The 12,950-nt window shown below is 68.9% G+C and carries 14 protein-coding genes; 1 reads left to right on the forward strand and 13 read right to left on the reverse strand.

Annotated elements, in window-relative coordinates; all coding sequences use genetic code 11:
- Window positions 1–22: 22 nt before the first annotated feature.
- The 12 genes from hisS to yqeB form a co-directional block, all read right to left on the reverse strand.
- Window positions 23–1,336 (reverse strand): histidine--tRNA ligase, encoded by a 1,314-nt coding sequence (hisS, locus tag HMPREF1008_RS00870; RefSeq protein WP_009277957.1) that lies wholly within the window; start codon window positions 1,334–1,336, stop codon window positions 23–25.
- 277 nt (window positions 1,337–1,613) lie between these two features.
- Entirely contained in the window at window positions 1,614–2,177 is a 564-nt protein-coding gene (ahpC, locus tag HMPREF1008_RS00875) for an alkyl hydroperoxide reductase subunit C (RefSeq protein ID WP_009277958.1), read from the reverse strand.
- A 306-nt stretch (window positions 2,178–2,483) separates the two neighbouring features.
- Entirely contained in the window at window positions 2,484–2,996 is a 513-nt protein-coding gene (locus tag HMPREF1008_RS00880) for a molybdenum cofactor biosynthesis protein B (protein ID WP_009277959.1), read from the reverse strand.
- Complete coding sequence (locus tag HMPREF1008_RS00885; protein WP_009277960.1) at window positions 2,996–4,024, reverse strand: molybdopterin-binding protein; 1,029 nt, start codon at window positions 4,022–4,024, stop codon at window positions 2,996–2,998. Before HMPREF1008_RS00885 ends, HMPREF1008_RS00880 begins: the two co-directional genes overlap by 1 nt.
- A gap of 34 nt (window positions 4,025–4,058) precedes the next feature.
- Window positions 4,059–4,538: an MOSC domain-containing protein gene (locus HMPREF1008_RS10335; RefSeq protein ID WP_009277961.1), complete on the reverse strand. Its 480-nt coding sequence runs from the start codon at window positions 4,536–4,538 to the stop codon at window positions 4,059–4,061.
- On the reverse strand, window positions 4,519–5,022 hold the full coding sequence (moaC, locus tag HMPREF1008_RS10340) for a cyclic pyranopterin monophosphate synthase MoaC (RefSeq protein WP_009277962.1): 504 nt from the start codon (window positions 5,020–5,022) through the stop codon (window positions 4,519–4,521). Before moaC ends, HMPREF1008_RS10335 begins: the two co-directional genes overlap by 20 nt.
- A 2-nt stretch (window positions 5,023–5,024) precedes the next feature.
- Window positions 5,025–5,987: a GTP 3',8-cyclase MoaA gene (moaA, locus tag HMPREF1008_RS00900; RefSeq protein ID WP_009277963.1), complete on the reverse strand. Its 963-nt coding sequence runs from the start codon at window positions 5,985–5,987 to the stop codon at window positions 5,025–5,027.
- Window positions 5,984–7,039: a sulfate/molybdate ABC transporter ATP-binding protein gene (locus HMPREF1008_RS00905; RefSeq protein WP_009277964.1), complete on the reverse strand. Its 1,056-nt coding sequence runs from the start codon at window positions 7,037–7,039 to the stop codon at window positions 5,984–5,986. The genes moaA and HMPREF1008_RS00905 overlap by 4 nt, the downstream gene beginning before the upstream one ends.
- Window positions 7,039–7,722, reverse strand: coding sequence for a molybdate ABC transporter permease subunit (gene modB, locus HMPREF1008_RS00910; RefSeq protein ID WP_009277965.1), 684 nt, complete (start codon window positions 7,720–7,722; stop codon window positions 7,039–7,041). The genes HMPREF1008_RS00905 and modB overlap by 1 nt, the downstream gene beginning before the upstream one ends.
- 6 nt (window positions 7,723–7,728) lie before the next feature.
- Window positions 7,729–8,601 (reverse strand): molybdate ABC transporter substrate-binding protein, encoded by an 873-nt coding sequence (gene modA, locus HMPREF1008_RS00915; protein WP_009277966.1) that lies wholly within the window; start codon window positions 8,599–8,601, stop codon window positions 7,729–7,731.
- A 76-nt stretch (window positions 8,602–8,677) separates the two neighbouring features.
- Entirely contained in the window at window positions 8,678–9,691 is a 1,014-nt protein-coding gene (locus tag HMPREF1008_RS00920; protein ID WP_009277967.1) for an XdhC family protein, read from the reverse strand.
- A gap of 86 nt (window positions 9,692–9,777) precedes the next feature.
- Window positions 9,778–10,572, reverse strand: coding sequence for a selenium-dependent molybdenum cofactor biosynthesis protein YqeB (gene yqeB, locus HMPREF1008_RS00925; protein WP_009277968.1), 795 nt, complete (start codon window positions 10,570–10,572; stop codon window positions 9,778–9,780).
- Between the two features lie 263 nt (window positions 10,573–10,835).
- On the opposite strand from yqeB, the gene yqeC reads away from it, so the two are divergent.
- Complete coding sequence (gene yqeC / locus HMPREF1008_RS00930) at window positions 10,836–11,576, forward strand: selenium cofactor biosynthesis protein YqeC (RefSeq protein WP_198003128.1); 741 nt, start codon at window positions 10,836–10,838, stop codon at window positions 11,574–11,576.
- 40 nt (window positions 11,577–11,616) lie between these two features.
- On the opposite strand, the gene HMPREF1008_RS00935 is transcribed toward yqeC, so the two are convergent.
- A complete protein-coding gene (locus HMPREF1008_RS00935) occupies window positions 11,617–12,933 on the reverse strand; it encodes a uracil-xanthine permease family protein (RefSeq protein WP_009277970.1) in 1,317 nt (438 codons plus the stop codon).
- Between the last annotated feature and the right edge of the window lie 17 nt (window positions 12,934–12,950).

Consider the following 12,950-nt stretch of genomic DNA (forward strand, 5'->3'; position numbering starts at 1 on the left):
GTCTGGTGCCGGGAGCTTGGACCTAGGCGATCCTGCCGGCCACCTGGCCAGCGAGCTCGGACAGGGGCACCTGGACCTGCTCGTGGGACTCCATGTCGCGCAGCGTGGCGACGCCACGCGCGAGCTCCTCCTCGCCCAGCACCACGCAGAGGCGGGCGTGGCACTTGTCCGCCTGCTTGAACTGCGACTTGAGGGAGCGGCCCTGGTAGTCCGCCTCACTGCGGATGCCCGCCTGGCGCAGGGCCAGCGTCGCCTCGAACACCGCCTCGCGCTGCTCTGGAGAGGCGCAGGCCACGTAGACGCAGCTCTCCTCCGGGGTCTCGAGGCTGCCGCCCTGGGCGGCGAGGGCCAGGGCGATGCGCTCGAAGCCCACGGCGAAGCCTATGCCGGGCGTGGGCTTGCCGCCCTCGAGCTCGACGAGGCCGTCGTAGCGACCGCCGCCGCCGATGGCGCCGACGCCCGCGTCGAGCGCCTCCACCTCGAAGACCGTGCGGGTGTAGTAGTCGAGGCCGCGGACCAGCGTGGGGTCCTCGACGTACGCGACGCCCGCGGCGTCGAGGTAGCGCTTGACCTGCTCGTAGTGGGTGCTGCAGTCGTCGCAGAGGTTGTCTTTTGCAAGCGGCGCCGAGGCCATGACCTCGCGGCAGTGGTCGTTCTTGCAGTCGAAGCTGCGCAGGGGGTTGATCTCGGCGCGCTCCAGGCAGTCCTCGCACATCTCGTCGGCGTGGGCAAGGATGAAGTCGCGAACCATCTGGCGGTAGGCGGGACGACAGGCGGCGTCGCCCATCGAGTTGATCGAGAGACGCAGGCGTGCGGGGTCGAAGCCCAGGCGCTTGTAGAACTCCATGAGCATGATGATGCACTCCGCGTCTGCCGCCGGGTCGGGCGCACCCAACCACTCCACGCCCACCTGGTGGAACTGGCGCAGGCGACCCTTCTGCGGACGCTCGCCGCGAAACATCGCCTCGGCATACCAGAGCTTGGCGGGAGCCGCCCCCTGCGGGACGAGGTTGTTCTCGACCACCGAGCGCACGACGCCGGCGGTTCCCTCGGGACGCATGGCCATGCGCTGCTTGGCCTTGAGGCCCCTCTCGCTTCCGGCGGCGAGCAGGTTCTCCATGAGCGCGCCGGAGACCACGCGGAACATCTCCTTGCGCACGACGTCGGTCGACTCGCCGATGCCGTGGACGAAGGTGTCCACCTGCTCGATGGCCGGGGTCTCGATCATGTCGAAGCCATAGGCGCCAAAGAGCTCGCGCGCGACGTCCTGCATGCGCTGCCAGGCGCGCATGTAGCCGCCAAACAGGTCCTCGGTCCCCTGGATCTTCTGTGCCATGGGTCTTCCCTTCCGCTCGTGTGCAACGGCCAGTATATCCCCAAGACGACGGCCTCCCCATGCGGTCATGCGAGAAGGATGCGCGCAATGCGGCGCCAGCGTGCGCCGAATCCGACGAAGGCGCAGGTCAGACGAGAATGCCGCGCACTCCAGAGATGGAATGCGCGGCAACGTATGGGACTGGGCTGCAGGCGAGCCTGGGCCGTGGGCGCGCCTGGGCTGCGGGCGGACCTGAGCTGCGGGCGGACCTGAGCTGCGGGCAACGCCGCCGGCCCGCCTACAGCCTGCCCACCAGGTCGAGGCCCGGGGTGAGGGTGGCGCTGCCGGGATGCCACTTGGCGGGGCAGACCTGGTCGCCGTGGGCGGCGACGAACTTCGCTGCCTGCAGCAGGCGCAGGAGCTCCACGGCGTTGCGGCCGATGCCGCCCGCCGTCACCTCGTACACCTGGATGCGACCCTCGGGGTCGACGATGAAGGCACCGCGCTCCGCCTGCCCGGCGTCCTCGATGAGCACGTCGAAGCTGCGCGCGAGCACGTGCGCGGGATCGGCGAGCATGGGGTAGTCCACCTTCCCGATGCGCTCGGACTCCTCGTGCCAGGCCTTGTGCACGTACTCGCTGTCGCAGGAGACGGAGTAGACCTCGCAGCCCTCCTGCTGGAAGGCGGCGTAGTTCTCCGCCAGCTCCTCGAGTTCGGTGGGGCAGACGAAGGTGAAGTCCGCGGGATAGAAGAAGAACAGCGACCACTTGCCCAGGACGTCCGCCTTGGTGATGGTCTTGACCTGGTCCTCGTGAAACGCCTTGACGCTGAAGTCGTCGATTTCCTTGCCGATGAGAGACATGGTTTCCTCCTTGTTCGCTTGCGGGACGAGGCCCTGCCTGCGTCCCTCTCTGCAGTCCCCTCGAAGGTGGTTAACCTAGTCTAACAAGATATATGTTGTTAGGTCTATAGCAATTTTGCGAACGCCATGCGCGCATGGGGCACGCATGAGGAGAGGGGCTTCCCGTGACGCGCAGGTCATGCCTGGTTTGCGCGTGAAGGGCACAAAGTCCCAGCTAGACAGGAAATGCCGCGCAGGAAATTCTCAACCTGCGCGGCATTTCTCTCTTCCTCCTGCGAGCCCCACCCGAGGCGGGACGGGCCGCCCCTACTTCCCCGCCGCGCAGTCGGCCTGCCCGCCGCGCAGCATGCGCAGGCCGTGTGCGATCGGCCCGATCACCGCCGAGAGATTCTCGCATGCGGCCTTGGGGCTCCCCGGCAGGTTGACCACCAGGCTGCCACCGCAGATCCCGCAGGCCTCGCGCGAGAGGCAGCCGTGCGGCGTGATCGCCATCGATGCGGCGCGCATCGCCTCCGGGATGCCGGGGACCATGCGCTCGCAGACCGCGGCGGTCGCCTCGGGCGTGACGTCACGTGGCGAGAAGCCCGTGCCTCCCGTGGTCACGACCAGGGCGACGTCCCGGGCGACCAGGGCGCGCAGGACGCGCTCGATCTGCGCCTGCTCGTCGGGCACGACCTCGCTCGCCACGACGTCGTAGCCCACCCCCTCGAGGAAGTCCCTCAGCGCCGGGCCGCTCGCGTCCTCGCGCTCCCCGCGCGAGCAGCGGTCGCTCACGGTGACGACCGCCGCCTGGTAGCCCTTCCCAGGTCCCTCCGCCATCAGAGCATGCCCCCCTCGCCCAGGACCACGAAGTCGCGCTTGCCCAGCTCGACGCCGGCGGCGATGCGCGGGAGCACCAGGTCGAAGATGGTGGTCTTGCTGTACATGACGCAACCGGGGAGCCCCATGACGGGACGCCCCGAGGCACCCGTCGCACCCGCGCCGCCAAACTCCCCGTCGTAGTAGCCCAGGAGCATCATGGCCCCGGGAAGCACGGGCGCGCCGTAGGTCACGATGCGCGCTCCCGAGCCCTTGATGGCACCGGGCGTGTTGTCGTCCGGGTCGACGCTCATGCCGCCGGTGCAGATGATGAGGTCCACGTCCGTCTCGCGCATGCGGGCGAGGGCTGCCAGGAGGTTGTCCATGCCGTCGTCCACGACCTCGCGCTGCGTGGTGACGACGCCGACGCCCCTGAGCTTCTCCTCGACCACGGGGGTGAAGCGGTCCTTGATGATGCCGGCTGCCACCTCGGAGCCCGTGGTCAGGATGCCCGCCGTCTTCAGGCGGTACGGCGCGACGCGCATGAGGGGCCTGCCGCCGGCCGCGGCCTCGGCCGCCTCGAGCCGCGCCTTGTCCACCACGAGGGGGATGGCGCGCGTGCCCGCGAGCACCTGGCCCGCCCGGACGGCGATGTTGCCCGGCTTGGTGGCGACCATAACCTCCTCCACCGAGTTCACGGCGACGAGCCGCCCGGAGTCCACGACGAAGGCGCCGTCGCAGGTCGCACGCAGGTTGATCTTGCCCTCGCGAGGCTCGCCGGCGGGCTCCAGGCCCTCGCCGAGGCAGAGCGCCGCCAGGCGCTGGGCCGCCTCGTCCTCGTGCACCTTCGTCTCGTCCATCTCCCAGACGTAGATGTTGCGCTTGCCCATGGAGAGGAGCACGGGGATGTCCTCCGCCTCGACCACATGCCCCTTGCGGAAGCGCGCGCCCTTGTAGCGCTTGCGGTCCCCGTCGTCCTCCGGGATGATCTGCGTCATGTCGTGGCACAGCACGTGCCCGACGGCGTCCTCTGTCCTAATCTGCCTCATGCCAACCTCCTTGAGCCTCGCGCGCGCACCGCGCTCACAGCTGCTTGACCGCTTCCTCATCGAGCACGCGGATCGCGTCGCCCGGACGTACCGTGCCGCCACGCACCACCACGCAGAAGATGCCGTCGGTGGGCATGACGCAGATGCCCACCAGGCGACGGATCTCGCAGTCGTTGTGGCAGGTCTTGCCGATCTGGGTCACCACGAGGAGGCAGGGTCCCACCTCGAGCGCCGTCCCCACGGGAAGCTCCCTCAGGGCGAGGCCGCGCGTCAGGATGTTCTCGGCGAAGTCCCCCGCCTTGAGCTCCACCCCCCTGTCCCGCATGGTGTCAACCGACTCGTCACCGAGCAGGCTCACCTGGCGGTGCCAGTTGCCGGCGTGGGCGTCGCCCTCGATGCCCACGCCCACCCTGAGCTCGATGGCGTCGACCGCATGCTTGCGGATGCCCTTGCGCTCGCTGACGCAGCAGGAGACGACCTCGCCCTCCCGTGCGTCACTCAGCGTGCTTCCCATGCTCCCCCTCCCCCTCGGGCCGTACGAAGTGCCCGCTCTTTCCGCCGTCCTTCTCGAGGAGGCGGACGTCTGTCACCACCATGTCGCGCTGGACCGCCTTGCACATGTCATAGATAGTCAGGGCTGCCACGGAGGCTGCGGTCATCGCCTCCATCTCGACGCCCGTCTCGCCGCAGCAGCGGCAGCTCGCCTCGAGCGCGATGCCGTCCTCCTCGAGGGAGAAGGACACGTCCACCCCCGTGAGCTGGATGGGGTGGCACATGGGAATCAGCTCCCAGCAGCGCTTGGCTGCCATGATGCCCGCGACCTGGGCCACGGCCAGGACGTCCCCCTTCTTGATCCCGCCCGTGCGCACGAGCTCGAGCGTCGCCGGGCTCATGAGCACCCTGCCGCCCGCCCGGGCGACGCGCTGGGTCCTCTCCTTTGCCGAGACGTCCACCATCCGCGCCCGGCCCTGCTCGTTGAAGTGGGTGAGCTCTTCCATCCTCATCCTCCAATCTCGTTCATCGCGCGCAGGCTCTCGCTCACCTGGCCCAGCGCCGCGCTCAGGTGATGCTCCGCGGGCTTGGCGGCGATGGCCCCGCGTAGTGCATGCGCGAGCTCCTCCCCATGCAGCCCTCGCACGGGAATCTCCTGCCCTGAGTGCAGGCAGGGCTTGACCATGCCATCCGCCGTGAGCCTGAGGCGCGTGCAGCCGCTGCAGAACTTGTGGCTCAGCGGCCGGATGAGGCCGACCGTCCCCTTCCAGTCCGGTGCCGAGAATACCTGCGAGACGCCGTCCTGTCCCACGAACTCGAGCTCCCCCACACGGTCGAGCACCACGTCCGCGGGCACGAAGCGGCCAGACGGCCACGAGGCGCACTCCCCCATGGGCATGAGCTCGATGAAGCGCACGCTCGAGATGCCGTACGCACCGTCGCGCGCGAGCTCCGCGAGGGGACGCACGTCCACGTCGTTGACGCCACCCATGAGGACCGCGTTGAGCTTGGTGCGCGAGAAGCCCGCGTCGTGCGCTGCCTCGAGGCCCGCGAGCACGTCGCGCAGCCTGCCTCCGCGCGTGATGAGCTCGTAGCGCACGGAGTCGAGGGTGTCGAGGCTCACGTTGAGGCGGCCGAGCCCCGCCTCGCGCAGGGGTGCCGCCAGGGGCGCCAGGAGCGTGGCGTTGGTGGTCAGCGCCAGCTCGTCGATGCCCGGCACATCTGCGAGCATGCGCACGAGGTCGACGATGCCACGACGCACGAGCGGCTCACCGCCCGTGAGCCGGACCTTGTGCACGCCGAGCTCGGCGCAGGCTGCGACGACCTCGACGATCTCCTCGAACGAGAGGATCTGGTCGTGCGCGAGCATGGGCACGCCGCCTGCGGGCATGCAGTACTGGCAGCGGCAGTTGCAGAGGTCGGTTACCGAGACGCGCAGGTACTCGATGCTGCGTCCCTGACCGTCCCTCACCTCGCCCCACCTTCCCCGAGCGGAAGCACGTCCCTCCTGGCGACGTGGACCACGCAGCTCTCCCCCGCCTCGAGGCCCTCCCATGCGTCCTTCTCGCACTCGTAGCGCAGGAGGCCGCCGGCCGGCGTCCGCAGCATCACGATGGTAGAGAAGCTGCTGTCTATGATGCGGTCCACGACGCAGGGAATGCGGTTCTCTCCCTCGCCCATGTGCAGGTAGTGGGCGCGGATCCCCACGTGCGTGACGTCGAGCCCGAAGGGGACCTCGCAAAAGAGCGTCACGCCCCAGGTCTCGCAGCGCAGGCTCCCGTCCGGCAGAGCGCTGACGGGCGAGACGTTCTTGCATCCCGAGATGAGGGCCGCGGCGAGGCTGCGCGGCGCCTCGAAGAGCTCGCGCATGCCCATCTTGGGGCCCGAGCGGCCGTCGCTCACCACGCAGACGCCGTCGCACATGCGATACACCTCGTCGCGGTTGTGCGAGACGTAGACCACCCCGCCCGGGAAGCGCCTCAGCGTGTCCGCGAGCTCGAGCTCGAGCTGCCAGCGCAGGTAACCGTCGAGGGCGGAGAAGGGCTCGTCCAGGAGCAGGAGCTCCGGGTCGCTCGCGAAGATGCGGGCCATCGCGCAGCGCTGCTGCTGCCCGCCCGAGAGCTCCCGGGGACGTCGCGCGGCCAGCTCGCCCACGTGCAGGGCCTCGAGCTCGCGGCGCGCCCTCTTGCGGCGCTCCTGCCTGCTGCCCGCGCGGATCGCCGCCATGACGTTCTGCTCCACGCTCATGTTGGGGAAGAGGGCGTAGCTCTGGAAGAGGTATCCCACGCGGCGTTGCTGGGCAGGGAGGTCGATGCCCGCCTCGGAGTCGAAGAGCACGCGGTCGTCGAGCACGATGCGTCCCTCGTCGGGCCGCATTATTCCCGCGATGCACTTGAGGGTGAGGGACTTGCCGCAGCCCGAGGCGCCCAGGAGGGCGACGACCTCGTGGGGGCGCTCGAGCTCGAAGGCCACGTCCAGCGAGAAGCCCCCCAGGCGCTTCCTGACGTCCACGAGGAGGGACACTACGACCACCTCCCCACGACCGCGGACTCGCGCTCGCGACGCTCCATGAGGTTGACCGCCAGGAGCACCACGGCGGAGATGGCGAGGTTCACGAGCACCCAGGCGAGCGCCCCCGCGTCGTCGCCCGTGCGCCAGAGCTGGTACACGGTGGTCGAGACCGTCGCCGTGGAGCCGGGCGTGTAGCCGCAGACCATCGAGGTGGCGCCGTACTCCCCCAGCGCACGCGCGAAGGCGAGGACCACGCCGGCCATGATGCCCTGGCGGCAGCAGGGCAGCTTGACGCGCCAGAACACCCAGGCGTCGGAGCGACCCAGGGTGTGGGCGGCATCGGCGAGGGTCTGGTCGAAGGACTCGAAGGCGCCGCGGGCCGTGCGGTACATGAGGGGGAAGCTCACGACGACCGAGGCGAAGATCGCCGCGTACCAGACCATGGTGAGCCTGAGCGAGAGGTTGTCCAGGAGCCAGGCACCGATGGGTCGGCGCGGCCCGAGCAGGATGAGCAACAGATAGCCCACGACCGTCGGCGGCAGGACCAGGGGAAGGGTCAGGACGACGTCCAGCACGCCCTTGACAACCCTCGGCAGGCGGGCGACGACGTCGGCGAACCAGATTCCCAGGAAGAACACGAGGGTGGCCGAGACGGCGGCCACCCTCAGCGAGTTTATGAGCGGATACCAGTCCATGGACCGTTACTTCTTGAGCGGCGTGAATCCCACGGCCTCGAAGGCGGCGGAGGCGTCGGGGCCCTGGAGGAACTCGAGGTAGGACTTGGCGGCATCGGCGTTCTTGGAGCCCTTGAGCACGGCCGCGGGATAGATGACCCTGCCACACATCTTCTCGGTGGCCTCGTCCGCCACGGTGAGCTTCGCGGAGGTGGCGTCGGTCTTGTAGATGATGCCGCAGTCGGCGGACGCCTCCTTGACCTGCGCCGTGACCTCCTTCACGTTGCTGCCGTACGAGAGTACCCCGGCGGAAGAGAGGCTCGCCTCGTCCAGGCCGAAGTAGGTGAAGATCTTCTGGGTGTACTGGCCCACGGGCACGTCGGAGTTGCCCATGGCAAGAAGCACCCCACCGGACGTGAGCAGGGACTTGAGGTCCTCGAAGCTCTTGACGTTCTTGGGGTTGCCCTCGGGGACGACGAGCGTGACCTTGTTCTCGAGCAGGTCGATTCGGGTCGAGTGGTCGACGAAGTCGAGCTTGTCGTCGTTGCCCTTCTCGGCGTCGATGTCCAGGGCGTTCATCTGCTTGGGCGCGGCGGAGATGAACACGTCGCAGTCCGCGCCCTCCTGGATCTGGGTCTTGAGGGTGCCCGAGGAGTCGAAGTTGTAGGTGGGCTCGGCGTTGCCCTCCTTGGCGAAGGCCTTGCCGGCCTCGGTGAGAGACTCGGTGAGAGACGCCGCCGCGAAGACGGTCAGCGCCTTGGCGGTGTCGGTCGCGGCCTGCCCGGACGTCGTGGACGTGGCGCCCGAGCTGTCTGTCGGCTTCGAACAGGCGGTGGCACCAAGGGTTCCGGCAGCCGCTGCTGCGGCTACGAAGCCGCGCCTGGTGACGTTTGCGTTCATTGTGCTACCTCTCTTCCAACGAACCTCCCCTTGCGGGGCCAATGCCTGAGTGCCCGCCAGGGCCATGCCCTAGGCCTCAGTGCTCGTGCGGACGCACGGGACGCAGCTCCGCGCGGCGGCGGATCATCTCCCCCGTGATCGAGATGGCGATCTCTCCGGGCGTGACGGCCAGGATGTCGTCGCCGATGGGCATGCAGAGCGAGTCGATCCACGCCTGGGAGACGCCACGCTTCGCCAGGACGCCCCTGGCGAAGGCGGACTTGCGGGCGCTGCCCAGGCAGCCGGTGTAGACGGGCTCCGCCGGGGCGATGCGCTCCAGGACGTCTATGTCCGCAGCGTGGCCATGGGTCGCTACCACCACGTAGTCGCGCCGGCTCACCTGGACCTGCTCGCCCAGGGAGCGGAAGTCACCGCAGAGCACGCGCTCCGCCGCGGGGAAGCGCTCCGCCACTGCGAGCTCGGGACGGTCGTCATACACCACGACCCTGAAGCCCACGCTCGCGAGCACGGGCACCAGCGCGTGCGAGACGTGGCCCGCACCAAAGACGTAGGCGACGGGGTCGGAGCCCAGGGGCTCGGCGTAGCTCTTGCTCGCCTCGTCCCAGAGGGGCGCCTCGAGGGTCGCTCGGGAGTCGTCGGAGGCGAGCTCGTCGAGGGAGAGGACCTCCGCGTGATGCGCGCCGCCCTCCCAGCTCTCGCAGTACACGCCAGGCTGGCTCTGGGCATTGGGCCTCTGGGCGTCTCTCAGGGCGTCCAGGTCGACCCTTCCCAGCAGGTCGCAGGCGATGAGCGCGTCCCCGCCGCAGGCCATGCCCGTGGTCTCCATGGTGAGCCACTCGAGGAAGGGTTCGCCCGTGCCTGCCGCCAGGGCGAGGGCACGGTCCAGCGCCATCTGCTCGACCCTGCCTCCGCCCACGGTGCCCATGAAGTCCCCGTCAGCGAAGGCCGCCATGCGAGCGCCCGCACCGCGTGGCATGGAGCCGCGCGTGGCGAGCACAGTGCAGAGGGCGACGGGACGCCCGGCCTCGAGTTCCTCGATGAGTCTGCGTACGAAGTCCTGGTCGCGCATGGAGTCGCGGGAGTCGTTCATGGGGTTCCTTTCTCGTGCGGAGCCCGCTCGTAGCGGGCGGCGAGGTCGGTCGAACGGGCGGAGGGGTGGCCGCTCTCCCCCGGCCGTCAGGCAAGTGCCTGGGAGCTGAAGTGGAGAATCGCCTCGAGGACGCCGCCGCCGATGGCGCGCGCCTTGTCGGAGACGGTCAGGCAGTGCTCTGGGTTGCCGCGCGGGTCGATGTCACCGGACTTCATGCCACGGGTGACGGGCACGCCCTCCTGCAGGAGGCCACGCAGCACGCCGTCGATGGTACAGGGCATGGGCTCGCCCGCGACGTATGCCGCGACCTCGCCGGCCTTGACCACGTCACCGATCTTGAGCACGGGCTCGAAGGCGCCGTCAGCAGGTGCGCGCAGCACGCGGTCCGCGCCGTGGCCCGCGATGATGCCGGGAATGCCGGTGTTGGCGATGGGGGTGCCCTCGTAGTAGACGCGCCCGAGCTCGTGGCCGCGCTTGGTCTCGACCGCGGCATGGCAGTCGATGGGGGCCGTGAAGCCGGGACCCACGCCTATGACCACGGGTGCCATGCCCTTGTTCGTGCCCAGGTTGCGCTTGGCCAGGATGGCGTCCACCACCACGTCGGGATGGAGCTCCTCGATAACCCTGCCCTCGGGGTCGACCAGAACCGCCACCTCGCCCGAGCGTGCGATGCGCAGGGCCTCCGCGGCGTCCGCGGCCCGCCGAGCGGGCTGGTCCTCGACCCTTGCCTGCCCCAGGCGGATGGCCTCAGAGAAGGCGACGGTGCGCCGCACGGCCGTGGGGACGGCGATGTCGCACATGACGACCTCCATGCCCGCGCGACGCAGGCGCAGGGCGATGCCCGAGGCGAGGTCCCCGGCGCCCCTCATCACGACCAGCATGCGACCACTCCCCACTCGCCCTGCGGCAGGCCCCCTCGCCCGGCATCACAGGAGCTGTTCCGTCGTCCCGCCGCAGCGGCCCCTCCGCCATGCATCGCTGTTTCTGGGCGCCTATAACGACGCGCAGAAAAAAGGCCCCCGAGGGCGAGAAGACCGGCTGCTACGATGTTGCCAGCAGGCCACGGAAGGCCCGCCGGTCCGTGTTCGCCCCAGTATATTACTAAGGATTAGGTAGTCTAATGCTTATTGGCGATTTTCTGCGAGTGGCACCCGGAATCACCTGCGTGGTGGGTAGCGGCGGCAAGACAACCCTGCTCAGGACCCTCTCGGAGGAACTTTCGGGCAGCGAGGAAGGCCTTGTGACCGCGGCCACCGGTGGCATGTCATCGGCCCCCTCTGGGGACAAGTGCTTAGGACTTGCGGTGATCCTGACGACCACCACGCACTTCCTCCCCTTCGAGGGAATCGAGACCCTCGTGGACCCCAGCCGCGAGGACCTCGCACGGGCGGGCGCCACACGAGGGGTGGTGTGCGTGGGCGGCCTGGGCAAGGGCGGCAAGCTCGGCGCTCCCGCGACCCTCTCGCCCGCGGAGCTCGCACAGACCTCGCCCTACGTGCTGGTCGAGGCGGATGGCTCCCGGCAGCTGCCGCTCAAGGCGCACGAGACCTGGGAGCCCGTGATTCCCGAGGGAAGCGCCAGGACCATATTGGTGATGGGGGCGTCGGGCTTCGGGCGCCCCGTCCGCGAGGTGGTGCATCGCCCCGAGCTCTACTGCGAGCGCACGGGAGCCTCGATGGACGACCCAGTGCGCCCCGAGGACCTGGCGCGCCTCCTGGACGCGGAGTTCGGGCTGGGACTGCTCGACTTCGACGTCGTCCTCGTCAACCAGGCGGAGGACGAGTCGACGCTCGAGGACGCGCGCAGGCTCGCCTCCCACCTGAGGCTGGAGGCCCCCGTACTTGCCGGGAGCCTCCAGAAGAAGGAGCTCGTTCAGCTGCGCTAGCGGCGTGCCGGTACCGGAAGCCCTGGTCCGAGCGGGACCCCTACTCCTCCGCCTCGGAGTCGTCCTCGGGAACGATGACGTTCAGCAGGAACGAGACGACGAAGCCGGTGATGATGGGCGAGCCGGTGATGACGCTGGCGACCTCGGCGGGCAGGAAGCCCAGGACGGCAGGCACGTTGGTGAGGCCCACGGCCACTGCCAGCGAGACGCCCACGATCATGCGGTTGCGGTAGTTGAGGGGCTGCTCGGTGATGAGCTGGATGCCCGACATGGTGATCGCCGCGAAGACCGAGAGCGTGGCGCCGCCCAGCACGGAGTTGGGGATGGAGGTCATGAGGCCTCCAAACTTCGGGATGAGGCCGGCCACGATGAGCATGGTGCCCACGATGACGAAGACGCGCTTGGCGACGACCTTCGTGGTGACGATGATGCCCACGTTCTGGCTGAAGGGATCGGAGGGGAAGCCTCCGAGCAGCGCGCCCAGCATGCCACAGACGCCCGTGCCCTTGACGGCACCACCCAGCTCCTTGTCGGTCGCCTGGCGGTTGAAGCCGCCGGCCGTGGTGGACGAGACGTCGCCGATGGTCTGGACGGCCTGTACCACGTACATGAGGATCATGGCGACGATCGCGCTGGGCTCGAAGGTCAGGCCGAAGTGCAGGGGCTGCGGAAGCGCGACCCAGGCGGCGCTGGCGATGCCCGAGGTGTCGACGCCGATGAAGATGGCCCAGACCACGTAGCCCACGAGCAGCCCGAAGAGAATGCCCAGGGTCTTGAGGATGCCCCTGCCGAAGAAGTTGAACGCCAGGGTGACCACCAGGACGAGGGCCGCGACGCCCACGTAGGCCGGTGCCCCGAAGTTGGGGTTGGACGCGCCACCGCCGATGTAGTTCATGGCCGTGCCATAGAGCGAGAGGCCGATGCAGAGCACCACGGTGCCGCTGACGACGGGCGGGAAGAGCGGGCGGATCTTCTCCATGGCCATGCCGATGAAGATGGAGAGGAACGCCGCGACCAGCTGGGCGCCAAGGATGCCCGAGACGCCATAGGCCTTGCCGATGGTGAGCAGGATGGGCAGGTACGCGAAGGCGACGCCCATGGCGTTGGGAAGGCCCATGCCCACGCCGAAGGGAGAGAGCAGCTGCACGAGCGTGGTGATGCCCGCGATGAGCATGCATGCCTGGATCAGGATGACCTTGTCCGAGTCGGGAAGCCCCAGGGTCGAGGCGATGATGATGGGCGGCGTGATGTTGCCCACGATCATGGCCAGCACGTGCTGCAGCGCGTGCGGGACACTGGCCCCCCAGCTGGGCTTTCCGTCGAACTTCCTCAACTCTTTCAGATCGTCTGCTGCCATGAGTACGTCCCCCCTAA

Source organism: Olsenella sp. oral taxon 809 str. F0356, from assembly GCF_000233535.1.
Lineage (GTDB): Bacteria > Actinomycetota > Coriobacteriia > Coriobacteriales > Atopobiaceae > Olsenella_I > Olsenella_I phocaeensis.